This is a genomic window from Pantoea sp. X-Soil-MYKO-1289, assembly GCF_059730625.1.
On the sequence record NZ_AP036004.1, the window covers coordinates 3,225,094 to 3,248,416 of the forward strand.

The 23,323-nt window shown below is 61.1% G+C and carries 20 protein-coding genes and 1 CRISPR repeat array; of the genes, 13 read left to right on the forward strand and 7 right to left on the reverse strand.

Annotation, left to right across the window (positions count from 1 at the left end):
• Positions 1–3: 3 nt before the first annotated feature.
• From fhuA to hrpB, 3 genes are all read right to left on the reverse strand, one after another.
• Positions 4–2,202 carry a ferrichrome porin FhuA gene (fhuA, locus tag AC6I7Z_RS15460; protein WP_497814857.1) on the reverse strand — a complete coding sequence of 733 codons (2,199 nt, stop codon included), beginning with the start codon at positions 2,200–2,202 and terminating at the stop codon, positions 4–6.
• A 193-nt stretch (positions 2,203–2,395) separates the two neighbouring features.
• Positions 2,396–4,945, reverse strand: a complete 2,550-nt coding sequence (gene mrcB, locus AC6I7Z_RS15465) for a bifunctional glycosyl transferase/transpeptidase (RefSeq protein WP_497814858.1) — start codon at positions 4,943–4,945, stop codon at positions 2,396–2,398.
• A gap of 97 nt (positions 4,946–5,042) precedes the next feature.
• Positions 5,043–7,526, reverse strand: coding sequence for an ATP-dependent helicase HrpB (gene hrpB, locus AC6I7Z_RS15470; RefSeq protein WP_497814859.1), 2,484 nt, complete (start codon positions 7,524–7,526; stop codon positions 5,043–5,045).
• A gap of 36 nt (positions 7,527–7,562) precedes the next feature.
• Between hrpB and thpR the strand changes: the two genes are divergently transcribed.
• The 9 genes from thpR to panD all read left to right on the forward strand — a co-directional run bounded on the left by thpR (position 7,563) and on the right by panD (position 14,663).
• On the forward strand, positions 7,563–8,087 hold the full coding sequence (gene thpR, locus AC6I7Z_RS15475; protein WP_497814860.1) for an RNA 2',3'-cyclic phosphodiesterase: 525 nt from the start codon (positions 7,563–7,565) through the stop codon (positions 8,085–8,087).
• Between the two features lie 12 nt (positions 8,088–8,099).
• Positions 8,100–8,804 carry a DNA/RNA nuclease SfsA gene (sfsA, locus tag AC6I7Z_RS15480; protein ID WP_497814861.1) on the forward strand — a complete coding sequence of 235 codons (705 nt, stop codon included), beginning with the start codon at positions 8,100–8,102 and terminating at the stop codon, positions 8,802–8,804.
• A 286-nt stretch (positions 8,805–9,090) separates the two neighbouring features.
• Positions 9,091–9,546: an RNA polymerase-binding protein DksA gene (gene dksA, locus AC6I7Z_RS15485; RefSeq protein ID WP_033749555.1), complete on the forward strand. Its 456-nt coding sequence runs from the start codon at positions 9,091–9,093 to the stop codon at positions 9,544–9,546.
• Positions 9,547–9,616: 70 nt separating this feature from the next.
• Positions 9,617–10,546, forward strand: coding sequence for a tRNA glutamyl-Q(34) synthetase GluQRS (gene gluQRS / locus AC6I7Z_RS15490; RefSeq protein ID WP_497814862.1), 930 nt, complete (start codon positions 9,617–9,619; stop codon positions 10,544–10,546).
• A 39-nt stretch (positions 10,547–10,585) separates the two neighbouring features.
• A complete protein-coding gene (pcnB, locus tag AC6I7Z_RS15495; protein WP_497815459.1) occupies positions 10,586–12,007 on the forward strand; it encodes a polynucleotide adenylyltransferase PcnB in 1,422 nt (473 codons plus the stop codon).
• Complete coding sequence (gene folK / locus AC6I7Z_RS15500; protein ID WP_497814863.1) at positions 12,004–12,489, forward strand: 2-amino-4-hydroxy-6-hydroxymethyldihydropteridine diphosphokinase; 486 nt, start codon at positions 12,004–12,006, stop codon at positions 12,487–12,489. Before pcnB ends, folK begins: the two co-directional genes overlap by 4 nt.
• Positions 12,490–12,577: 88 nt before the next feature.
• Positions 12,578–13,372: a 3-methyl-2-oxobutanoate hydroxymethyltransferase gene (gene panB, locus AC6I7Z_RS15505; RefSeq protein WP_497814864.1), complete on the forward strand. Its 795-nt coding sequence runs from the start codon at positions 12,578–12,580 to the stop codon at positions 13,370–13,372.
• A gap of 15 nt (positions 13,373–13,387) precedes the next feature.
• Positions 13,388–14,242: a pantoate--beta-alanine ligase gene (gene panC, locus AC6I7Z_RS15510; protein WP_497814865.1), complete on the forward strand. Its 855-nt coding sequence runs from the start codon at positions 13,388–13,390 to the stop codon at positions 14,240–14,242.
• Positions 14,243–14,282: 40 nt separating this feature from the next.
• Complete coding sequence (gene panD, locus AC6I7Z_RS15515) at positions 14,283–14,663, forward strand: aspartate 1-decarboxylase (RefSeq protein ID WP_033793535.1); 381 nt, start codon at positions 14,283–14,285, stop codon at positions 14,661–14,663.
• A gap of 201 nt (positions 14,664–14,864) precedes the next feature.
• Here the strand turns inward: panD and AC6I7Z_RS15520 are convergent, their stop codons facing one another.
• From AC6I7Z_RS15520 to hpt, 3 genes are all read right to left on the reverse strand, one after another.
• Entirely contained in the window at positions 14,865–15,635 is a 771-nt protein-coding gene (locus tag AC6I7Z_RS15520; RefSeq protein ID WP_033749545.1) for an ABC transporter permease, read from the reverse strand.
• The gene (locus AC6I7Z_RS15525) at positions 15,632–16,555 is read right to left on the reverse strand and encodes an ABC transporter ATP-binding protein (protein ID WP_033749543.1); all 924 of its coding nucleotides are present in this window, start codon (positions 16,553–16,555) and stop codon (positions 15,632–15,634) included. Before AC6I7Z_RS15525 ends, AC6I7Z_RS15520 begins: the two co-directional genes overlap by 4 nt.
• Before the next feature lie 223 nt (positions 16,556–16,778).
• Positions 16,779–17,315, reverse strand: a complete 537-nt coding sequence (gene hpt / locus AC6I7Z_RS15530; protein ID WP_316556159.1) for a hypoxanthine phosphoribosyltransferase — start codon at positions 17,313–17,315, stop codon at positions 16,779–16,781.
• A 271-nt stretch (positions 17,316–17,586) separates the two neighbouring features.
• On the opposite strand from hpt, the gene AC6I7Z_RS15535 reads away from it, so the two are divergent.
• Positions 17,587–18,870: a cystathionine gamma-synthase family protein gene (locus AC6I7Z_RS15535; protein ID WP_286871600.1), complete on the forward strand. Its 1,284-nt coding sequence runs from the start codon at positions 17,587–17,589 to the stop codon at positions 18,868–18,870.
• Here the strand turns inward: AC6I7Z_RS15535 and cueO are convergent, their stop codons facing one another.
• Positions 18,871–20,454 carry a multicopper oxidase CueO gene (gene cueO / locus AC6I7Z_RS15540; RefSeq protein ID WP_497814866.1) on the reverse strand — a complete coding sequence of 528 codons (1,584 nt, stop codon included), beginning with the start codon at positions 20,452–20,454 and terminating at the stop codon, positions 18,871–18,873.
• Between the two features lie 181 nt (positions 20,455–20,635).
• On the opposite strand from cueO, the gene AC6I7Z_RS15545 reads away from it, so the two are divergent.
• From AC6I7Z_RS15545 to speD, 3 genes are all read left to right on the forward strand, one after another.
• The gene (locus AC6I7Z_RS15545; protein WP_033749537.1) at positions 20,636–20,983 is read left to right on the forward strand and encodes a YacC family pilotin-like protein; all 348 of its coding nucleotides are present in this window, start codon (positions 20,636–20,638) and stop codon (positions 20,981–20,983) included.
• A gap of 107 nt (positions 20,984–21,090) precedes the next feature.
• Positions 21,091–21,972: a polyamine aminopropyltransferase gene (gene speE / locus AC6I7Z_RS15550; RefSeq protein ID WP_033749535.1), complete on the forward strand. Its 882-nt coding sequence runs from the start codon at positions 21,091–21,093 to the stop codon at positions 21,970–21,972.
• Positions 21,959–22,768: an adenosylmethionine decarboxylase gene (speD, locus tag AC6I7Z_RS15555; protein ID WP_497814867.1), complete on the forward strand. Its 810-nt coding sequence runs from the start codon at positions 21,959–21,961 to the stop codon at positions 22,766–22,768. The genes speE and speD overlap by 14 nt, the downstream gene beginning before the upstream one ends.
• 128 nt (positions 22,769–22,896) lie before the next feature.
• Positions 22,897–23,224: a CRISPR direct-repeat array (repeat unit 28 nt; unit sequence TTTCTAAGCTGCCTGTACGGCAGTGAAC).
• Positions 23,225–23,323: the final 99 nt, after the last annotated feature.

Sequence of the window (23,323 nt, forward strand, 5' to 3'; positions counted from 1 at the left end):
GCATCAGAAACGGAAAGTGGCGGTGCCGACGATTTGACGCTCTGCGCCCCAGTAGCAGGCGTAGTCGCGATAACAGCTGGCGACATAGTCGCGGTCAAACAGGTTTTTCACGTTGACGCCCACCGACGAGCCAGGCAGGCCGAAGCGGCCAAGGTCATATTTCAGCATCGCATCCACCGTGGTGTAACCGGCGACGTCGAAGTTCTGGTTGTTTTGCGTGCCGGTGCTGTAAAGCCCTTTGCTTTCGCCGACGTAACGCACGCCTGCGCCGACGGTAACGCCGGAGAGCGCGGTCTCATGGAAGCTGTAGTCCGCCCAGAGCGACGCCATATGTTTGGGCACCTGTACCGGCGTGCGCCCTTTCAGCAGCGTATCGTGGGTATATTCCGCGTCGGTGTAGGTGTAGGCGGCCGTCAGGTCGATATTGGCGTTGACCGCCGCTTTGGCCTCCAGCTCTACGCCGCGCGAACGGATTTCGCCGCTCTGCACGCTGGCGAACGTATTTACCGGATCCGCCGTCAGGTTTTTGGTTTTGGTTAGCTGATAGAGCGCGGCGGTTAACGTAATCGGACGATCCTTCGGCACATACTTCACGCCCGTCTCATACTGTTTCGCGCGCGACGGATCGAAGGCCTGCCCTTCATAAGTAGAACCGGAGTTGGGAATAAAGGCTTCGCTGTAGCTGAAGTAAGGCGCGATGCCGTTATCGAATACGTAGTTCAGTCCGCCGCGCCAGGTAAAGGCCTGATCGTTCTGGCGATCGGTGGTTCCTTTATAACGATCGTATACCGACGTCATGGCGTAATCGTAGCGGCCGCCCAGCGTCAGCACCCAACGATTCCACTCCATCTGATCCTGCGCATACAGGCCGGTCTGGCGCTGTTTATTAAGATGCTGATAGGGATCGAACGGAATACTGCTCTCATCGCCGTACTGCGGATTAACGGCGTTCAGGCTGCTGGCGGTGCCAAACTGCGCATCAATATCGTTGCGCGTGCGCTGATAATCCACGCCCAGCAGCAGGGTATGATCCAGCGCTCCGGTGGCGAATTTCGCCTGCGCCTGGGTATCGACGGCGAACTGATTCAGCCTCTCCTGCGATACCGCGGAACCGCGCGTAATCGACTGGGTGGCGGCGTCGAAGCCGTTGCCGTAAATGCTGCGGTAATCGGTACGCAGATCGGCGTAGCGCAGATTCTGGCGCACCGTCCAGGTGTCGTTGAAGCTGTGCTCGGCGTTGTAGCCCACCATTTTGGTGTTGCGCGAAATTTTATTGCTCTGCTCGCCTTCGTCGAAATTGGTCGGCAGTTTGTACTCGCTGCCGTCCGCGCGCGTAATCGGCACCACCGTGCCCTGACGCGGCAGCCAGCCGTAATAGCCGGTCTCCGGCTCGTTCTGGAAATAGGTCAGCAGGTCGAAACGGGTATTGGCGTCCGGGCGCCAGCTAAACGCGGGCGCGATGGTATAGCGCTTCTCTTTGTTACTCTCCTGCTGTGCATCGGCGCTGCGCGCAAGACCGGTCAGACGGTAGCTGTAGACGCCGTCGTCATCCAGCGCGCCGCCGAAATCAAATCCGGTCGAGAAGAGGTTGTCGCTGCCCATCTGAAACTGCACTTCGCGCAGCGTTTCCTGGGTCGGGCGCTTGCTCACCAGCGCCACCACGCCGCCAGGATTGCTCTTGCCGTAGAGCACTGAAACCGGGCCGCGCAGCAGCTCGGCGCGCTCAAGGAAGTAAGGATCGATGGCGAATTCGGAATAGTTGTCGCCCTGCAGCTTCAGGCCGTCAAGATACTGGTTGGTGTTGGTCTCGCTGAAGCCGCGAATCGACAGCGCGTCGATTACCTGCGAGCTGCCGCGGTTGCCGGTCAGTACGCCCGGCGTGTAGTTGAATGCCTCTTTTACCGTGGTTATCTGCCGCTTTTCCATCTCTTCGCGCGTGACCACCGAAACCGACTGCGGGTTTTTCTCGATCGGGGTATCGGTTTTGGTGCCGGTGGCGCTCTGTTTCGCGGCGATGGTCGGCGCCGGGCCCCACGCGCTCTCCTGCGCCGCGCCGGAGGCGGCGTCCGCCGAAACCACCAGCGTCTCCTCAGCCAGCGCGGAGGCGCTCGCTGAACCCAAAATCACGGCAATGCTCAAAGCCAGCGGGCGGCGGGAAAAAACGCCGCGCAGATAACAAGGAAAAGTCGTTCGCGCATTCATAGTAGTGTCTCTTGAATAAAGTAGTAGGCAGGCGAATGGAAACGAGAATGATTATTATGCCGAATGGATTCTAGGCGAAAGGCTTTGCTTTCTGCAAGGGATAATCCCGCGCGCAGCGCCGTCTGGCGGCCATTCGCGCAGTATTGATCGGGCACAAAAAAAGGGCGCCGTAGCGCCCTTTTTAATCGACGGTTTAGTTGCCGCCGAACATATCTTTGATCCAGCCGGCGACACCGTCGCTGTCTTTCTTCTCCGGCTGCTGCTGCGGTTGCTGCTGCATCTGCTGCTGATTTTGCTGCTGGTTCTGCTGCTCCTGCAACTGCTGCTGTTGCTGCTGGAACAGCTGTTGCTGCTGCTGGCAGAGCGCGTTGGGATCGAGCGACCATACCGGCAGCGAGCGCCAGGTGCTGCTGCCGTTGCCGCAGACGAAGTTGCCTGCGGAATCGACGTTCATCATCGAGACATCTTCCGGCGGCGTCAGCATCAGCGGCATCGGCGCCTGGTTGTCCAGATAGCGACGATAGATCTGCATCGCGCCGCTGGCGCCGTACAGCTTGCTCGGCTGGTTATTGTCGCGGCCCACCCAGGTAATGGCGACCTCTTTGCCGTCAACCCCGGCGAACCAGCTGTCGATCAGGTCGTTGGTGGTGCCGGTTTTGCCCGCCAGATGCGCTTTCGGATAACGCGCGCCCAGCGCGCGCGCCGTACCGTGATCGGCGACCTGCTGCATGGTGTAGAGCGTCAGATAGGCGGCCTGCGCCGGCTCGACGCGCTGCGCCTGCGGGAAGCTCTGATAGAGCACGGTGCCGTCTTCCGCGATCACCGAGCGTACCGCCGAGAGCGGCGCGCGGTTGCCGCCGCTGGCGATCGACTGGAACGCCTGCGCCACTTCGATCGGCGTCAGGTTAAGCGCGCCGAGCAGCATCGACGGCACCGGGTTGAGCTGATCTTTCGGCACCCCCAGTTTGGTCCAGGTATCCACAACCGCGTCCAGCCCCAGCGTCATGCCGAGGTTGACCGTCGGCACGTTCATGGAGTTGGTCAGCGCGTCCACCAGCATCACCTTGCCGCTAAAGCGACGATCGTCGTTCATCGGTTTCCAGACGGTGCCGTTCGGCTGTTTCAGCGCGATCGGCTCATCGGCGATCCAGCTGTTGAGACGATAGGTGTTCGGCTGGCTGAGCGCGGTCAGATAGGTCGCCGGTTTCGCCAGCGAGCCGATAGAGCGGCGCGCCTGCAGCGCGCGGTTGTAGCCGGCGAACTGCGGATCGGCGCCGCCGACCATGGCGCGCACTTCGCCGCTGAAGCGGTCGACCACCACCATCGCGGTTTCCAGATCTTTCAGGCCGCGCTGTTTTTTCAGCGCCGGAATGCCGTCGAGCACCGCTTTTTCCGCCGCATCCTGCGAGACCGGATCGAGCGTGGTGAAGATCTTCACGCCAGAGAGATCTTTGACCTTGTCGCCCAGCTTCGCCTGCAGCTCGTTACGCACCATCTGCATAAAGGCGGGCTGCGGCGTGATAACGCCGCCTTTCGGCTGTACGCCGAGCGGGCGCGCCGAGAGCATGTCGTAAAGCTCCTGGTCGATTACCTTCTGCTGCTGCAGCAGGCGCAGCACCAGATTGCGTCGCTCCAGCGCCAGCTTCGGATTGCGCCACGGGTTATAGAGCGAGGCGCCTTTCACCATGCCCACCAGCATCGCCTGCTGATCGAGGCTCAGCTCGTCGACCGGGCGGCCGAAGTAGTAGAGGCTCGCCAGCGGGAAGCCGCGGATCTGGTCGTTGCCCGCCTGACCGAGATAGACCTCGTTCAGGTAAAGCTCCAGAATGCGATCCTTGCTGTAGCGCGCGTCCATAATCACCGCCATATAGGCTTCGCGCGCTTTACGCCACAGTGAACGCTCGTTGGTCAGGAACAGGTTTTTCACCAGCTGCTGCGTCAGGGTACTGCCGCCCTGCACCGCTTTCCCGGCCGTGATATTGGCGAGGAAGGCGCGACCGATCGAGTAGGGGCTGATGCCGTCATGCTCGTAGAAATGACGGTCTTCGGTCGCGATTAGCGTATCGACCAGCAGATCCGGGAAGCCGGCGCGCGGCACGAACAGACGCTGCTCGCCGTTCGGCGACTGCAGCATGGTGATCAGGCGCGGATCGAGACGGAAGAAGCCGAAGTCGCGGCCGGAGTCGAGGTTTTTAATCTCGCCCAGCTCATCGCCGTCGAACACCATCTGCGCGTGCACCTGACCCTCTTTGCTGTCCGGGAAGTCGAACGGGCGGCGCAGCAGATCGATAGTGTTGCCTTTAACCGAGAACTCGCCGGGACGCGTGATGCGCGACACCTCGCGATACTGCGTGCCTTCCAGCAGCGCGATCATCTCTTTCTTGTTGTAGGCCATGCCCGGTTCCAGGCTGACCATACGGCCGTAGACGGTCGCGGGCAGCTGCCACACTTTGCCGTCGATGCGGGCGCGGATCTCCGAGTCGAGGTAGACGCCCCAGGCGGCCATAATCACCACAAACACGAGGAACAGCTTGATCAACCAGCCTAACCAGCGGCGCTTCCCGCGCGGCGGACGCTTTCCTTTACTTTTACGCGGCACAGGCGCTTTCTCCTCAACTTCGTCGGCAAAATCATCATTTTCAAAATCGTCTTCATCCCTGCGGCGACCCCGGCGCGTAGCGTTACGCGGCGGCTTGGGTTGTTTTCCTTTGCGCCCAATGGGTTCGCGATCGTTCCCAGACATTGGTTTCATTCTCCAGGCATTACGTTGGCTGCGCCGATACTCTAGCGGCTTTTACCTTTTCCGCATGGCGGAACCCTCTGAAATCGATCCAGCCGGCTCAACCTTGCGGGGAATATTTTTTGGTGCGCCTGGTGGGCAGCGCGCTGGCCGGATCGTCGGGCCAGGGATGGCGGGGATAGCGCCCTTTCATCTCTTTCTGCACCTCCGGATATGCGCCGCGCCAGAAGGCGGCCAGGTCGCGGGTAATCTGCAACGGCCGCTGCGCGGGCGACAGCAGCTCCAGCACCAGCGGCACGCGCCCTTCCGCCACGGCGGGATTGCTCGCCTCGCCGAACATCTCCTGAATGCGCACCGCCAGCGCGGGCGGCTTATCAGCATGGTAGCGAATAGGCAACCGGCTGCCGGTCGGCACAGTGTAATGAGTTGGCAGCGCACTATCCAGCCGCTGGCGTTGCGACCATGTGAGCAAATGTAATAGCGCGCTGACAAGGTTGACCGCCTGCAGCGATTTCAGATCGCGCACCGCGCCCATCTCCGGCAGCAGCCAGCGGTCGAGCGACGCCAGCAGCGATTCGTCGTCCACGGCGGGCCACGGCTCTTCCGGCAGCCACTGCGCCGCGCACTGCAGCCGCACGCGCAGCTGTTGCGCCGCCTCGCTCCAGCCCAGCACGCCCAGGCCTTTTTGCGCCACCCAGCGCAATATGGCGGCGTGCAGCACCTCGGGTTCCGGGCGCGCCATCGGCTGCGCCTTCAGCACCAGCGCGCCGATCTGCTCGCGGCGCAGCGCGCGCAGCGTGCCCTTCTCTTCGTCCCATTCGACTTCGGCGCGCACCTCGACCAGTTCCGGCCGCGCCTGGCGCAGCGCGTCGATGTCGATCGGCAACGCCAGCAGCATGCGCGCGTCCGGCGTGGCGCTACCCTGCAGCAAGGCGGGCGCGATCAGCCATTCATAGCGGTTTAGCCCCTCTTGCGCATCGAGCATCGCGCCCAGGCCATTGGCGAGCTGGTAGCGCCCGCCACTGTCGCGGCGCCGCGCCAGCCGGTCGCCGAAGCCCGCCGCCAGCAGCGCCGGAAAGCGATCTTCATCGACGCGGCCGCCGCTGACGCCGAGCCGCGTCTGCCACTGCTTCGCGCGACGCTGCCACTGCGGCTGCGGGCGATGCAGCGCGTCGCGCAGATCGGGCGAGCCGCTGCGCGGCGGATCCTCCAGAATCGCCACCAGCAGCGCGGCGCTGGCGACCGCATCGGCCTCCTGTCCTGCGGCGCAGAGCACGGCGCTGAGGCGCGGATCGCCGCCGAGCTGCGCCATGCGGCGTCCCGTCGCGCTCAGCTTGCCGCTTTCGTCCAGCGCGCCAAGCCGGGTAAGCAGCTCGCATGCCGCGCGCAGGTGTTTTTCCGGCGGCGCATCGAGCCAGGTCAACTGATCCGGCTGCTGGCAGCCCCACTGCAGCAACTCGATCCACAGCGCGGCGAGATCGCTGTGCATAATTTCCGCCTCGCTCTGCGCGGCGGCGCGCGACACCTGCTCTTCGGGGATCAGATGCAGGCAGATGCCGGGCATCAGACGTCCGGCGCGGCCGGCGCGCTGCGTCATCGACGCCTGGCTGACGCGCTGGGTCAGCAGCCGCGTCACGCCGCTGCGCGCGTCGAACTGCGCGACGCGCTCCAGCGCGCTGTCCACCACCAGGCGGATGCCTTCAATGGTCAGGCTGGTTTCGGCAATATTGGTGGCGAGCACCACTTTGCGGCGGCCGGGCGGCGCGGGCAGGATAGCGCGGCGCTGCGCCGCCAGCGGCAGCGCGCCATAGAGCGGCGTCAAATCGACGTCGTCCGCCACGCGCGACTCCAGCTCGCGCTTCACCCGCTCAATCTCCGCCACGCCGGGCAGAAACAGCAGCAGCGAGCCGCCTTCTTCGCGCAGCAGCTGCGCCGTTTCGCGCGCCACCGCCTCTTCAAAGCGCAGCGTGGCGCTGAGCGAGGCGAAGCGGCGCGTCACGGGATAGCTGCGCCCTTCAGAGACGATCAGCGGCGCGTCGGGCAGCAGCGCCGAGAGGCGCGCGTTGTCCAGCGTCGCCGACATCAGCAGGATTTTCAGATCGTCTCGCAGCCCTTGCTGCACGTCGAGCAGCAGCGCCAGCGCCAGATCCGCCTGCAGGCTGCGCTCGTGGAATTCGTCGAGGATCACCAGCGACACGCCGCTCAGCTCGGGATCGCGCTGCAGCATGCGCGTCAGGATGCCTTCCGTCACCACTTCCAGCCGGGTGGTCGGCCCGACGCAGTTCTCGCCGCGCATGCGGAAACCAACGGTGGCGCCGGGCTGCTCGCCGAGCTGCTCCGCCAGGCGCTGCGCCACGTTGCGCGCCGCCAGCCGACGCGGCTCCAGCATAATAATGCGGCCCGGCAGGTTCGCCTGCCGCAGCAGCTGCAGCGGCAGCCAGGTCGATTTGCCCGCGCCGGTCGGGGCCGCCAGCAGAATTTGCGGCGCGGCGTCGAGCGCCTGAAGCAGGTCGGGCAGCACGGCGCTGACCGGTAAATCACTCACGGCAAACTCCCGTTCAGCCTGTGTTAAGATGGCGCGCATTGTAGCACTCATCCGCGAGGATTGCCGGAGACCGCCATGGAGACGCAACGCCTGTTTTTTGGCATCGGGCTGCCTGACGCGCTGCAGCAGCAGCTGGTGCGCTGGCGCGCCGATAGCTTCGCCGACGACGCCGGCCGCCCCATCGTCGCGGCCAATCTGCACCTGACGCTCGCCTTTCTCGGCGAGGTGAAAAGCGAGACCGCGCAGAAGCTGCAACAGCTTGCGGCGCGCATTCAGCAGCCCGCCTTCGATATCGATCTCGACGACGCCGGCCACTGGCCGCGTCCCGGCGTGGTGTGGATCGGCTGCCGGCGGCCGCCGCGCGGCCTGCTGCAGCTCGCCGATCTGCTGCGCGCTCAGGCGGCGCGCCACGGCTGCGCCCAGAGCGCACAGCCGTTTCATCCGCACGTCACGCTGCTGCGCGACGCCGCAGCGCGCATCGCGCTGCCGCCGCGCGACTTTCACTGGCGCTTTCGCGTCGACCATTTCTCGCTGTTTTCCTCGCACTACGCGCGGGGCCGCACGCGCTATCAGGCGCTGGCGAGCTGGCCGCTGACCTGACTCTGGAGCGCTATGCTGTTTTCACCGCCGTTAAAGTCCGCCCGACTGATTGCCCGCTATAAACGTTTTCTCGCCGACGTGGTGACGCCGGAAGGCGACACCCTGACGATCCACTGCGCCAACACCGGCGCGATGACCGGCTGCGCCACGCCGGGCGACAGGGTGTGGTACTCCACCTCCGACAGCCTGACGCGCAAATATCCGCACAGCTGGGAGCTGACCGAAATACAGCAGGGCCACTGGATCTGCGTCAATACGCTGCGCGCGAATCAGCTGGTTAAAGAGGCGCTGCTCGCCGCCGCGATTCCGGAATTAGCGGGCTATGAGCGCTGCCAGGCTGAAGTCAGGTATGGCGAGGAAAAGAGCCGAATTGACTTTCTGCTTCAGGCAGGCGGCAGGCGCAACTGCTATATTGAAGTCAAGTCCGTGACCCTTTTACATCAAGGAAAAGGCTTTTTTCCGGATGCGGTGACGGTCCGAGGCCAGAAGCATCTGCGCGAGCTAAGCGCCGTCGCGGCTGCCGGCCATCGGGCTGTTTTGTTGTTTGCGGTTCTGCACTCGGGGATTGAGGACGTCTCCCCCGCGCGTCACATCGATGCGCGTTACGCAGACCAACTGGTCCAGGCGCAGCAGGACGGCGTAGAGATTTTGGCGTATCGCGCGGACTTATCACCGGCAGGCCTGTTTCTGAAAAAGCCGGTTGCCGTAACCTTGTAATATCTTTTGCAAATTGTTGTGGTATGAATGGTTAACGCGAGGCGCCAAATACGCTGTTCCTCACAGGCTTGTCAAGGTGCGATCATCAATAATTGCCAACCTTGACTGCTTCTGTTATTTATAGCGGCCTGTTTTTCCCCGTAGGGGGATCGATGTACCCATTTGCGGCAACGCGGCGAAACCCGCCAGGCAAAATGTAGCCCACTGACTACACTCATCCGCCTGACGCCTAATCGCTGGCGCTGAACCACAAAAGGTATAGTGCGTGTTATCCAGGAGAAACAACATGCAAGAAGGGCAAAACCGTAAAACATCGTCCCTGAGTATTCTCGCCATCGCTGGGGTGGAGCCATACCAGGAGAAGCCGGGCGAAGAGTATATGAACGAAGCCCAGCTGCAACATTTTCGCAAGATTCTGGAAGCCTGGCGCAATCAGCTGCGTGATGAAGTTGACCGTACCGTCTCGCATATGCAGGACGAAGCGGCGAACTTCCCCGACCCGGTTGACCGTGCCGCGCAGGAAGAGGAATTCAGCCTTGAACTGCGTAACCGCGACCGCGAGCGTAAGCTGATCAAGAAGATCGAGAAGACGCTGAAGAAAGTCGAAGATGACGACTTCGGCTACTGCGAGTCCTGCGGCGTGGAGATCGGCATTCGCCGTCTGGAAGCGCGTCCGACCGCCGATCTTTGCATCGACTGCAAGACGCTGGCAGAAATCCGCGAAAAACAGATGGCTGGCTAACGCCACGCCTGACTCACCGCACTGCGGAAAAGCACGTTGTTGTGCCGCTGTGCGGTGACTTTTAAAGCCAGTGTCTACGCATCCCTGCATCGGGCGTTTCGCCCCCTCGCCTTCCGGCGACATCCATTTTGGCTCGCTGATCGCCGCCCTTGGCAGCTATCTGAGCGCGCGCGCGCAAAACGGCCGCTGGCTGGTGCGTATCGAAGATATCGATCCGCCGCGCGAAGTTCCCGGCGCCGCCACGCGCATTCTGCATCAGCTGGAGCACTACGGCCTGCACTGGGACGGCGACGTCCTGTGGCAGTCGCAGCGTCATGACGCCTATCGCGAGGCGCTGGCCTGGCTGCAGGCGCATCGCCAGAGCTATTACTGCACCTGCACGCGTCGCCGCATCCAGCAGATCGGCGGGTTCTATGACGGCCACTGCCGCGATCGCCATCTGGGGCCGGAAAACGCCGCGCTGCGTCTACGCCAGCACGCGCCGGTTTTTAGCTTCGACGATCGGCTGCACGGCCATTTAGCGGTGGAGGCGCGCCTGGCGCAGGAGGATTTTATTATCCATCGCCGCGACGGCCTGTTCGCCTACAACCTTGCGGTGGTGGTTGACGACCATTTTCAGGGCGTGACGGAGATCGTGCGCGGCGCGGATTTAATTGAGCCCACTGTGCGGCAAATCGCCCTCTATCAGCAGTTCGGCTGGCCGCAGCCTGCATATCTGCATTTGCCGCTGGCGATCAATTCCGACGGCAATAAACTGTCGAAGCAGAATCATGCCCCCTCGCTGCCCGCCGGCGACCCGCGACCGCTGCTGGTGCAGGCGCTGCGCTTTCTGGGACAGCCTGTCGCGACAGGATGGAAAGACGAAACGCAGGAGAAACTGCTGGAAAGCGCCATCTCGCAGTGGAATATCGCTTTGATACCCCGGGAGAACGCCCTGAAACCGGCTGAGCCGACAACACCATTCCTAAATGATTCGCAACAGGCTATGATTAGCCGCTGATTTTATTTACACCACTTTACGTCGCTGTCGAGGTGTCCCATTTTTACCCGAGTTGCTAATTTTTGCCGGAAAGTCCTCATGCGTGATGAGGAGGCGCCTGTCGAGGTTGAAACTGAGCGTCATCAGATGACCATTATCCCTCGTGAGAGCCATAACATCTCGCGCAAAGACATTAGCGAAAATGCCCTCAAGGTACTCTATCGCCTGAACAAAGCAGGCTATGAATCCTATCTGGTGGGCGGTGGCGTTCGCGACCTGCTGCTGGGTAAAAAGCCCAAGGACTTCGATATCACCACCAACGCCACGCCAGAGCAGATGCGCAAGCTGTTCCGCAACTGCCGTCTGGTCGGGCGTCGCTTCCGTCTGGCGCACGTCATGTTCGGCCCTGAAGTGATCGAAGTCGCCACCTTCCGCGGCCATCATCAGGCTGAAGAAGATGTCGAAGAGGATCGCAATCAGTCGCAGCGCGCCCAGAGCGGCATGCTGCTGCGCGACAACATCTTCGGCAGCATCGAAGACGATGCGCAGCGCCGCGATCTGACGATCAACAGCCTCTACTACAATGTCGCCGACTTTACCGTACGCGACTACGTCGGCGGCCTGCAGGATCTGCAGCAGGGCATCATTCGCCTGATTGGCGATCCCGAGACGCGCTACCGCGAAGATCCGGTGCGTATGCTGCGCGTGGTGCGCTTCGCCGCTAAGCTCGATATGACCATCGCGGCGGAAACCGCCGAACCGATCCCGCGTCTCGCCACGCTGCTGCGCGATATCCCGCCGGCGCGCCTGTTTGAAGAGGCGCTGAAGCTGCTGCAGGCGGGCTACGGCTACAGCACCTATGTCAAGCTGCGCGAGTTCCAGCTGTTCCAGCCGCTGTTCCCTACCATTACGCGCAACTTCACCGAAGATGGCGACAGCTATATGGAGCGGATGGTGGCGCAGGTGCTGAAAAACACCGACAACCGCATCCACAACGATATGCGCGTCAATCCAGCCTTCCTGTTTGCAGCGATGTTCTGGTATCCGCAGCTCGAAGCGGCGCAGCGCATCGCGCAGGAGAGCGGCCTGACCTATTTCGACGCCTTCGCGATGGCGATGAACGATACGCTGGATGAAGCCTGCCGCGCGCTGGCGATCCCGAAACGCATCACCACGCTGATCCGCGATATCTGGCAGCTGCAGCTGCGCATGTCGCGCCGCCACGGCAAACGCGCCTGGAAGCTGATGGAGCATCCGAAGTTCCGCGCCGCCTACGATCTGCTGGCGCTGCGCGCCGAGGTTGAGAACAACCCGGAACTGATCCGCCTCAGCCACTGGTGGGGCGAATTCCAGGCCGCCGCGCCGACGCAGCAGAAAACCATGCTCAATACGCTGGGCGACGACCCGGCGCCGCGCCGCAAAACGCGTCGTCCGCGCCGCCGTCCCGCCGCCCCGCGCCGCGACAGCCAGAACGCGTCGTGACACGCGTCTACCTGGCGCTCGGCAGCAACCTTGCCGATCCGCTGCAACAGGTTGACGCGGCGCTGCGGGCGCTCGACGCGATGCCGGAGACGGCGCGCGTCGCCACCTCCTCGTTCTACCGCACGCCGCCTTACGGTCCGCCGGATCAGCCCGATTACCTGAACGCGGCGGTGGCGCTGGAGACCGCTCTCGCGCCGGAAACGCTGCTGGATCACACCCAGCGTATCGAGCTTGAGCACGGCCGCGTGCGCAAAGCGGAACGCTGGGGGCCGCGCACGCTCGATATCGATATCCTGCTCTTCGGCCAGCAAAGTCTTAACACCCCACGTCTGATCGTGCCGCACTACGATATGCACAACCGCGCGTTTATGCTGCTGCCGCTGCTGGAGATCGCGCCCGACGCGACGCTGCCGAACGGCCGCCCGCTGCGCGACCTGCTCACGCCCCTCGACGCCAGCGCCATTCGACCCTGGCACGGCTGACGCCGCACAGATTGATACGCGGGAGATTCCGCTCTCTCGCGCTATCCAGTACACTGCGCCCATCTGAAATACCTGAGTTGAGAGCGCCATGAAACCCACCACTATTTCTCATCTGCGTCAGTGGAAAGCGAGCGGACGCAAGTTCGCCACCCTGACCGCCTACGATTTCAGCTTTGCCCGCCTGTTCGCCGACGAAGGCATCCAGGTGATGTTGATCGGCGATTCACTCGGCATGACCGTTCAGGGCCATGAGTCGACGCTGCCGGTCACCGTCGCCGATATCGCCTATCACACCGCCGCCGTCCGCCGCGGCGCACCGCAGGCGCTGGTGATGGCCGATCTGCCCTTTATGAGCTACGCCACGCCGCAGCAAACCTTCGACAGCGCCGCGCAGCTGATGCGCGCCGGCGCCAATATGGTAAAGCTGGAGGGCGGCGAATGGCTGGCGGAGACGGTACGCATGCTGACCGAGCGCGCGGTGCCGGTGTGCGGCCATCTCGGCCTGACGCCGCAGTCGGTGAATATCTTCGGCGGCTATAAGGTGCAGGGCCGCGACGAGGCGGCCGCCGAGCGGCTGCTGGCCGACGCGCTGGCGCTGGAAGCCGCGGGCGCGCAGCTGATGGTGCTGGAGTGCGTGCCGGTTTCGCTGGCGCAGCGCATCACTCAGGCGCTGACGATCCCGGTTATCGGCATCGGCGCGGGCAACGTCACCGACGGCCAGATTCTGGTGATGCATGACGCCTTCGGCATTACCGGCGGCCATATCCCGAAATTCGCGAAGAACTTTCTCGCCGAGGCGGGCGACATCCGCGCCGCTATCCGTCACTATATCGCCGAAGTCGAAGCGGGAACCTATCCTGCGGCTGAACACAGTTTCCAGTAATTAGGGAGCCTTACCGTGCTGATCATTGAAACGCTGCCGATGCTGCGCCGTGAAATTCGTCGCTGGCGCCAGGCAGGAAAACGCATCGCGCTGGTGCCGACCATGGGCAATCTGCATGACGGCCATTTAACGCTGGTGGACGAGGCGCGCGAGCGCGGCGATATTGTCGTGGTGTCGATTTTCGTCAACCCGATGCAGTTCGATCGCGCCGACGATCTGGCGCGCTACCCGCGCACGCTGCAGGAGGACTGCGAGAAGCTGAATCGCCGCAGCGTCGATGTGGTATTCGCGCCCGCGCCTGCGGAGGTTTATCCGCACGGGCTGGCGAACCAGACCTTTGTCGAGGTGCCGGTGCTGTCGTCGCTGCTGGAAGGCGCAAGCCGTCCCGGCCACTTTCGCGGCGTCGCCACCATCGTCAGCAAGCTGTTTAATCTGGTGCAGCCCGATATCGCCTGTTTCGGCGAAAAAGATTTTCAGCAGCTGGCGATTATTCGCAAGATGGTGGCCGATATGGGCTTCGATATCGAGATTGTCGGCGTGCCGACGGTGCGCGCCAAAGATGGCCTGGCGCTCAGTTCACGCAACGGCTATCTCACCGACGACGAGCGTCAGCTCGCGCCCGCGCTGGCGCAGGTGATGAACGGCATGGCGGCGCGCCTCGCCAACGGCGAACGCCATATTGAAGAGATTATCGAAAGCGCCGAGGCGGAGCTTAGCGAGAAAGGATTGCGTCCTGACGGACTGGCGATTTGCGACGCCGATACGCTGGAGCCGCTGACGGTCGAGAGCCGTCGCGCGGTGATCCTGATGGCGGCATGGCTGGGCAAAGCGCGTCTTATTGATAATCAACAGGTCGACCTCACGCAGTAGGCGGGGTCGTTTTCAGGCAGAACAACAAGGTCTTCTGGTTATGATACGTACCGTTTTACAAGGCAAGCTGCACCGCGTGAAGGTGACTCAGGCGGATTTGCACTATGAAGGTTCCTGCGCCATCGATCAGGATTTCCTCGACGCCTCCGGCATTCTGCAATATGAAGCCATTGATATCTATAACGTCACTAACGGCCAGCGCTTTTCCACCTACGCTATCGCCGCCGAACGCGGGTCGAAGATTATTTCGGTGAACGGCGCGGCGGCCCGCTGCGCCTGCGAAGGGGATATCCTGATTATCTGCTCTTACGTGCAGGTCGAGGATGCAGAAGCGCGCCAGTGGCAGCCGAAGGTCGCCTATTTCGAAGGCGACAACGAGATGAAGCGTCTGGCGAAGGCGCTGCCGGTGCAGGTCGCCTGAGGCTGATGTGCGTACGTGGGCGACGGCAGTCGGCTCTGATGCTAAAGCGCGGGTAACAGGGACCGGAGAGCAAAGCGTCCCGCGCCAGGGATGGCGCGGGCCGAGCGAGCAGGGATGCCTTGAGCGACTTTGCGATCGGGCCCTGTTACCTGCGCCAGCTCTCAGTTCTCATCTTAAGCAGCCATTCGGCTGCTTTTTTTATCAGGTGCGCAGGCCGCGTCCGCGCTGGATCAGCGTGTAGACCAGAATATAAAACACCAGGATAAAGGCGATCAGCACCGACAGCGTAAACACCAGCGGCACATCGTTGATGCCGAGGAAGCCGAAGCGGAAGCCGCTGATCATATAGACAATCGGATTCAGCTTCGACACCGCCTGCCAGAATGGCGGCAGCAGCGTCAGCGAATAGAACACCCCGCCCAGATAGGTCAGCGGCGTCAGCACGAAGGTCGGGATCAGGCTGATATCGTCAAAGGTGCGCGCAAACACCGCGTTCAGCAGGCCAGCCAGCGAAAAGAGGATCGCCGTCAGCAGCAGCGTCACTGCCACCATCGACCAGGAGTGGACGTGGAACGGCACGAAAAACAGCGAAATCGCCGTGACCAGCACCCCGACGCAGAGACCGCGCGCCACGCCGCCGCCGACATAGCCGGCGATAATAATATGCGTCGGCACCGGCGCCACCAGCAGCTCTTCAATATTGCGCTGAAACTTGGCGCTGAAGAACGACGAGGCGACGTTGGCGTAGGCGTTGGTGATCACCGCCATCATAATCAGGCCCGGCACGATAAACTGCATGTAGCTAAACCCGTGCATATCGCCGATGCGCGAGCCGATCAGGTTGCCGAAAATAATAAAATAGAGCGTCATGGTGATTACCGGCGGCACCAGCGTCTGGATCCAGATGCGCGCGAAACGGTTAATCTCCTTGGCCCAGATACTCTTCAGCGCTACCCAGTACAAATGTGTCATGCTTTCGCTCCTTTGCCCTGCACCAGGCTGACAAACAGCTCTTCCAGGCGGTTCGCTTTGTTACGCATGCTCAGTACCTGCACGCCCTGCGCGCTAAGCTGGCCGAACACGCTATTCAGCCCTTGCTCGCGCATTACTTCGACCTCCAGCGTCGAGGCGTCCACCAGACGATACTGGAATCCTTCCAGCGTCGGCAGCGCGCTGCCCGGCGCAAGATCGAGAATAAAGGTTTCCGACTGCAGCTTGGCCAGCAGCCCCTTCATAGAGGTGTTCTCCACCAGCTCGCCGCTCTGGATAATGCCGATATTGCGGCACAGCATCTCCGCCTCTTCCAGATAGTGCGTGGTCAAAATAATGGTGGTGCCTTTTTCGTTCAGCTCTTTCAGGAAGGTCCACATCGAGCGACGCAGCTCAATATCCACCCCCGCCGTCGGTTCATCGAGAATCAGTAGCTTCGGCTCATGCATCAGCGCGCGGGCAATCATCAGACGACGCTTCATGCCGCCGGAAAGCATCCGCGCGCGCTCGTTGCGCTTGCCCCAGAGATCGAGCTGCGTCAGATACTTCTCTGCGCGCTGCTGCGCCTCGCGGCGCTCAACGCCGTAATAGCCCGCCTGATTCACCACGATCTGCAGCACGGTCTCGAACGGGTTGAAGTTGAACTCCTGCGGCACCAGGCCGAGCTGGCGTTTGGCGTTGACCACCTCTTTCTCCAGGTCGTAGCCGAACACGCGCACGCTGCCGCCAGATTTGTTCACCAGCGAACTGATAATCCCGATGGTGGTCGATTTGCCCGCGCCGTTTGGTCCCAGCAGCGCGTAAAAATCGCCGGCTTCGACGTTAAGATCTATCCCTTTCAGCGCCTGCACGCCGCCGGAATAGGTCTTGGTCAGCCGGGAAAGTTCCAGTGCATAAGTCATTCCGAATCCATATCCTGTTTTAATGTCGGTGTGTCGCGAAGGACATAGCGAGCCGCTGGCTGACGCGATGTCGCCGCAACGTTGCTACTTATGATGAGCCACCCTGAGCGTAAAATCTTCCTGGATGGGCATTTTTTTGCGGAGGTAGAGGCTGAACTCCTGAATCGGAGCACAGCCTACACCAGGCTGACGCGGTCAGCCTTGGAAGATTGTGCGGTCAGGCTCAGGATTCGAGCGGCACCACTTTGCCGATATAGGGCAGATGACGATAGCGCTGGGCGTAGTCGATGCCGAAGCCGACCACGAACTCGTCAGGAATGGCGAAGCCGACATATTCCACCGTCACCTCTACTTCGCGACGCTCGGGCTTATCCAGCAGCGTGCAGATGGCGAGGGACTTCGGCTCGCGCAGGCGCAGGATCTCGCGCACCTTGCTCAGCGTGTTGCCGGAATCGATGATATCTTCGACAATCAGCACATCTTTGCCGCGAATATCTTCGTCGAGATCTTTGAGGATTTTCACGTCGCGCGAGCTGGACATGCCGCTGCCGTAGCTGGAGGCGGTCATAAAGTCGACTTCGTGGGGCACCTCGACGGCGCGGCAGAGATCGGCCATAAACATAAAGGAGCCGCGCAGCAGCCCGACCAGCACCATCTCGCTGCCGCTGTCGCGATAGCGCTCGGAAATCTCTTTACCCAGTTCGGCAATGCGCGTTGCGATCGCCTCTTCGGAAATCATCACTTCAACAGTATGTTTCAAAACCTGTACTTCTCGTTGATTTTAAAGGGATCGTCCATCCTCAGCAGCGGATGAACAGAGAGAACCCACTCAGACCTGAGCGGGTAGCGATTCGCAGGAGAGTATCACAGCTTGCCAGACGCGGCGAGATGCAGCGCTAAGGCGCCGCCAGCCTCATCGTGCCTGGATGATATAAACTTAGAACTTACCGGCCTTTACCAGAACATTCCGCTGCGTGTTAGCGTATGTCCAACATATCGTTACCTTACATCTGCCCTGAGCAGGAGATCCCATGTCCCACAACTCCAGTAAAAAAACCCATATTGGCGATCGTAAGCTGCATCCTGAAACCCAGATGCTCAACTACGGCTACGATCCGCGCCTGTCGGAAGGCGCGGTCAAACCGCCGGTGTTTCTGACCTCAACCTTTGTTTTCAACAGCGCCGAAGAGGGGCGAGATTTCTTCGATTACGTGTCGGGGCGGCGCCAGCCGCCGGAAGGCAAAAGCGGCGGCCTGGTCTATTCGCGCTTTAACCATCCCAACAGCGAAATCGTTGAAGACCGCCTGGCGATCTATGAAGAAGCGGAGAGCTGCGCCCTGTTTTCGTCGGGCATGTCGGCCATCTCCACCACGCTGCTGACCTTTGCGCGCCCGGGCGATGTGATCCTGCATTCGCAGCCGCTCTACGGCGGCACCGAGACGCTGCTGAGCAAAACGCTGCACAACCTGAATATCGAGCCGGTCGGCTTCAGCGACGGCACCGATGAGGAGAAGGTGCGCGCCGCCGCGCAGAAGGCGCTGAGCCTGGGGCGCGTCGCGCTGATTCTGATCGAGACGCCCGCTAACCCCACCAACAGCCTGGTGGACATCGCGCTGATCGCGCGCATCGCCGACGAGATCGGCCAGCAGCAGGGATCGCGTCCGGTTGTGGCCTGCGACAATACGCTGCTCGGCCCGCTGTTTCAGCGTCCGCTGAACTTCGGCGCCGATATCTCGCTCTACTCGCTCACCAAATATGTCGGCGGCCATTCCGATCTGATCGCCGGCGCGGCGATGGGCAGCAAAGCGCTGATTACGCAGATACGTTCGCTGCGCAGCGCCATCGGCACCCAGCTCGATCCGCACTCCAGCTGGATGATTGGCCGTTCGCTGGAAACGCTGTCGCTGCGTATGGAGAAAGCCTGGCAGAACGCCGAGGCGGTGGCCGCCTTTTTGCGCGACCATGAGAAGGTGGCGAAGCTGCAGTGGCTGCCCTACCTCGACGAGAACAGCGCCGAAGGCCGCACTTTCCGCCAGCAGTGCAGCGGCGCCGGTTCGACCTTTTCGTTCGATATCGTCGGCGGGCAGCCCGCCGCGTTCCGCTTCCTTAACGCGCTGGCGCTATTTAAGCAGGCGGTGAGCCTGGGCGGCACCGAGTCGCTTGCCAGCCATCCCGGCAGCACCACCCATTCCGGCGTGCCGGAGGCGGTCAGGCAGCGCATCGGCATCAGCGACGCCACTATCCGTCTCTCGATAGGCATCGAGAACGCCGGCGATCTGGTGGAAGATATTCGCCTGGCGCTCGAGAAAGCCTGATTAGCCGACGCTGAAGCCCAGCATCATGCCGGTATCTTCATGCTCCAGCAGATGGCAGTGCGCCATATAGGCGTGTTCGGCGGCGGCGCGGTGGTTAAATCGCACCAGCACTTCGCTGCGCCAGCCGTCGACATTGACCATATCTTTCCAGCCCTGACGGTGCGGCGCAGGCGGCTTGCCGTTTTCTGAGAGAATGCGGAACTGCGTGCCGTGAATATGGAAAGGATGCAGCATCTTGTCGCCTTCGCCGGAGATGGTCCATTTTTCCAGCTGGCCGGGCGTGACGTTGAACATCGGCTTCGTCATGTTAAAGGCCTGGCCGTTGATCTTGTTGCCGCTGTGGAAGTCGTAGCCTGCGCCGTGCGCGCTGTGCATCCCCGCCATATCGTGGCTTTCCATCTTCATCGCGTCGCCGCCGTCTGACGGCATGGCGTGATCGCCGTGCGACGCACCCATCGCTTTATCGCCGTAGCGCTGCATCAGCGCCGCCATGCCTTGCTGGTCGAGCTGCGGATCCATCATCAGCTGCAGCCAGCGCGCGTTAGCGCCTTCCGCCGAGGGCACCGGCGGCAGCTGCACCAGGCTATCCGGCAGCGTGGCGCTCGCCATTACGCGCAGCGGCAGGATCTGCACCAGCGGCAGCGGCTGATCGAACGGCGCCAGCGTCATGCCCATCTGCTCAACCGGCAGCGTGACGATATCAAAGCTTTTGCCGTCGGAGGTATCGACCATCACCTCGAAGCGCTCGCCCGGCAGCAGCGGCAGCGATGCCACCTTCACCGGCTCAGCCAGCAGGCCGCCGTCGCTGCCGATAACATAGAGCGGTCGGTTGTCGCTGGCGGCGATATGCAGCGAGCGCGCATTGCAGCCGTTCAGCAGGCGCAGGCGCAGCCAGCCGCGCGGCACCGCCTGCTGCGGATACTGGACGCCGTTGGTCAGCATCATATCGCCGAACCAGCCTACCGCAGCGCTCATGATGTCGAGCTGGTAGTCGATGCGGCTGCCGTCCTGGGTGAGCCGCTTGTCCTGAAAAATCAGCGGCACATCGTCCGAGCCCCACTGCGACGGCAGACGCAGTTTGTCGGTCTCCTCGTCCTGCAGCAGGATCAGGCCCGCCAGCCCTTGCGCCACCTGATGGCCGGTTTTGCCATGCAGGTGCGGATGGAACCAGCAGGTGGCGGCAGGCTGATCCGGCGTAAAGCTGACCTGCCGCGCCGCGCCAGGTTCGATGCGCGCCATCGGTCCGCCGTCGACGTCGCCAGGGATCGCCAGCCCGTGCCAGTGCAGCGTGGTCGCTTCCGGCAGCCGGTTAAGGATATTGACCGTAGTCGGTTTACCGCGGCGCAGCACGATGGCCGGCCCCAGCAGCGCGCCGTTGTAGCCCCACGTCGGCACATCCTTGCCCTGCCACCGGCTGGTGCCGGTCATGGCGGTGATCTGGATCTGGCCGCGCGGATCCGGCTCCAGTCGTGAAGGAACCGGCAGCAGCGGACGACTGGCCGCCATCAGGGATCGACTCCAGAGCGGCAGCGCCCCGGCTGCGCTCAGCGCGGCGGTCAGCTTAAGAAAGTGGCGACGATGCATAGCTTATTCATCCGTGTGATAAGGGAACCACAGCCTAAACCCTTCCCCTGCGGGAGGGTCAAGCTCTTGATAGGGGAAACGCCTGAAAAAAGTGCTCAAGCCGGCGTCCAGCGGCAAAATAATCGGAATCCTGCCAGGCACTGTGCTATCGTCACATGATGATTAATGAATGAGAACCACTATGAAGAAAAGCATCAAGATCCTGTTACTGTCAGGACTCCTTGGCTTCTCCTCCACCAGTTTCGCTCTGAGCGAATCCGAAGCAGAAGATCTGGCCGATCTCACCGCGGTATTCGTTTATCTGAAAAATGATTGCGGCTATCAGGATCTGCCTGATGCGCAAATCCGCAAAGCTCTGGTGTTTTTCGCCCAGCAGAACCGCTGGGATTTGAGTAATTACGCTGCCTACAATATGAAGGCGCTTGGCGAAGCGAGCTACAAAGATCTGAGCGGCATCGCCATTACCAACGACAAGAAGTGTAAGTCGCTGGCGCGCGATTCCCTCAGCCTGCTCGCCTACGTTAAATAAGCCGCAAACCCGCCTCTTCGCCGATCATTCGACCGTGCATGCACGGTCACTCCTGGTTATGATGTGTCGCTCTTTTTCATGGCGAAGTCATCAGAGAGGAGCCCACCATGGCGCAAAAAGAAATGTGGTATGAAACCCTTCATGCCGGTTTCGGACAATATTTCACGGTCGACAAAGAGCTGTACCGGGAAAAGACCGCGCATCAGGATTTGATCATCTTCGAAAACGCGCAGATGGGCCGCGTAATGGCGCTGGACGGCGTGGTGCAGACCACCGAGCGCGACGAATTCATCTATCACGAAATGATGACGCACGTGCCGCTGCTGGCGCACGGCGCGGCGAAGCGCGTGCTGATTATCGGCGGCGGCGACGGCGCAATGCTGCGCGAAGTGGCGCGTCATCAGCAGCTGGAAAGCATCACGATGGTGGAGATTGACGCTGGCGTCGTAACCTTCTGCCAGCAATATCTTCCTAATCACAGCCAGGGCGCTTATCAGGATCCGCGTCTCAATCTGGTGATCGACGACGGCGTAAACTTCGTCAACCAGACGCAGGAAAAATTCGACGTGATCATCTCCGACTGCACCGATCCTGTCGGTCCGGGCGAGAGCCTGTTCACCTCGGAATTTTACGCGGGCTGCAAAAACGCCCTCAATCCCGGCGGGATTTTCGTGGCGCAGAATGGCGTCTGCTTTCTGCAGCAGGAAGAGGCGATCAACAGCCATCGCAAACTGAGCCACTATTTCGCCGACGTCAGTTTTTATCAGGCGGCGATACCGACCTACTACGGCGGCATTATGACCTTCGCCTGGGCGAGCGACAACCCGGCGCTGCGGCAGCTCGATCTCGCCACATTGCAGGCGCGTTTCGCCGAGGCTGGCCTGCCGTGCCGCTACTATAATCCAGCGATCCATGTCGGTAGTTTCGCGCTGCCGCAGTACCTGCTGAACGCCCTTTATAAGGAGGTGAACCAAATTGCAAAAGCTTAAACTGCATGGCTTCAACAACCTGACCAAAAGCCTGAGTTTTTGTATTTACGATATCTGTTATGCGAATACTGAAGCCGAACGCGATGGCTATATCGCCTATATCGATGAGCAGTACAATGCCACTCGTCTGACCGAGATCCTGACGGAAACCTGCTCGATCATCGGCGCCAACGTGCTGAATATCGCGCGCCAGGACTATGAACCACAGGGCGCCAGCGTCACCATTCTGGTGAGCGAAGAGCCGATCGATCCAAAGGACATCGACAATTCGGAACATCCCGGCCCGCTGCCTAACTCTGTGGTGGCGCACCTGGATAAGAGCCATATCTGCGTGCACACCTATCCGGAAAGCCATCCGGAGGGCGGTCTTTGCACCTTCCGCGCGGATATTGAAGTTTCAACATGCGGCGTGATTTCTCCGCTGAAGGCGCTGAACTATCTGATCCACCAGCTGGAGTCCGATATCGTTACCGTCGACTACCGCGTGCGCGGCTTTACCCGCGACGTCAACGGCGTGAAACACTTTATCGACCATGAGATCAACTCCATCCAGAACTTTATGTCGGAAGATATGAAGGCGATGTATGACATGGTGGATGTGAATGTTTATCAGGAAAATATCTTTCACACCAAGATGTTGCTGAAAGAGTTCGACCTGAAGCACTACCTGTTCAATACCCGCCCTGAAGATCTCAGCACGGTGGAACATAAGCGCATTACCGACCTGCTGTGGAAGGAGATGCGCGAAATTTACTACGGCCGCAATATTCCGGCGGTAGGGTTGAAGACGTTTTAATGACTGGGCGCGCGGCCTGGCAATGATGGCAGGCGCGCGCTTTTTTGGGGTTTTAGAGGCTGCCGGAAGAGTTGAGGCTGGCGAACGGCGGTGCACCCGTTTTTCGCTGATGACCTGATACTTCTCTATTTTTAAGCTGCCTGTACGGCAGGGCACGAGCAAAATAACGGTAAAACCGCGCTCGCCGGTTTCTAAGCTGCCTGTACGGCAGTGAACGTAAACCTAATGATGCACCATCAGGGGTAAATTTTCTAAGCTGCCTGTACGGCAGTGAACGCGCCATGCCTGCAGCAGCGCCGCCGGCGATCTTTCTAAGCTGCCTGTACGGCAGTGAACGATAGCGCAGCGCCAGCTGCTCTCGATCTGCATTTCTAAGCTGCCTGTACGGCAGTGAACAATCGATATCCAGTTAATCGGATCGGCATTCATTTCTAAGCTGCCTGTACGGCAGTGAACTGTTACTCTATCAAACTAACTCCCTGACCTGCCAATCAAAACTCATAAAATTGACGCTAAACCCTTTTCATTCCCCCTTTCATTTATGCCAGTTATTTC

Excerpts from the sequence above, each read along its gene's own strand:
- fhuA (WP_497814857.1), bottom strand. The coding sequence starts at position 2,202 with ATGAATGCGCGAACGACTTTTCCTTGTTATCTGCGCGGCGTTTTTTCC.
- mrcB (WP_497814858.1), bottom strand. The coding sequence starts at position 4,945 with ATGTCTGGGAACGATCGCGAACCCATTGGGCGCAAAGGAAAACAACCC.
- hrpB (WP_497814859.1), bottom strand. The coding sequence starts at position 7,526 with ATGCGCGCCATCTTAACACAGGCTGAACGGGAGTTTGCCGTGAGTGAT.
- thpR (WP_497814860.1), top strand. The coding sequence starts at position 7,563 with ATGGAGACGCAACGCCTGTTTTTTGGCATCGGGCTGCCTGACGCGCTG.
- sfsA (WP_497814861.1), top strand. The coding sequence starts at position 8,100 with ATGCTGTTTTCACCGCCGTTAAAGTCCGCCCGACTGATTGCCCGCTAT.
- dksA (WP_033749555.1), top strand. The coding sequence starts at position 9,091 with ATGCAAGAAGGGCAAAACCGTAAAACATCGTCCCTGAGTATTCTCGCC.
- panB (WP_497814864.1), top strand. The coding sequence starts at position 12,578 with ATGAAACCCACCACTATTTCTCATCTGCGTCAGTGGAAAGCGAGCGGA.
- panD (WP_033793535.1), top strand. The coding sequence starts at position 14,283 with ATGATACGTACCGTTTTACAAGGCAAGCTGCACCGCGTGAAGGTGACT.
- AC6I7Z_RS15520 (WP_033749545.1), bottom strand. The coding sequence starts at position 15,635 with ATGACACATTTGTACTGGGTAGCGCTGAAGAGTATCTGGGCCAAGGAG.
- AC6I7Z_RS15525 (WP_033749543.1), bottom strand. The coding sequence starts at position 16,555 with ATGACTTATGCACTGGAACTTTCCCGGCTGACCAAGACCTATTCCGGC.
- AC6I7Z_RS15535 (WP_286871600.1), top strand. The coding sequence starts at position 17,587 with ATGTCCCACAACTCCAGTAAAAAAACCCATATTGGCGATCGTAAGCTG.
- cueO (WP_497814866.1), bottom strand. The coding sequence starts at position 20,454 with ATGCATCGTCGCCACTTTCTTAAGCTGACCGCCGCGCTGAGCGCAGCC.
- AC6I7Z_RS15545 (WP_033749537.1), top strand. The coding sequence starts at position 20,636 with ATGAAGAAAAGCATCAAGATCCTGTTACTGTCAGGACTCCTTGGCTTC.
- speE (WP_033749535.1), top strand. The coding sequence starts at position 21,091 with ATGGCGCAAAAAGAAATGTGGTATGAAACCCTTCATGCCGGTTTCGGA.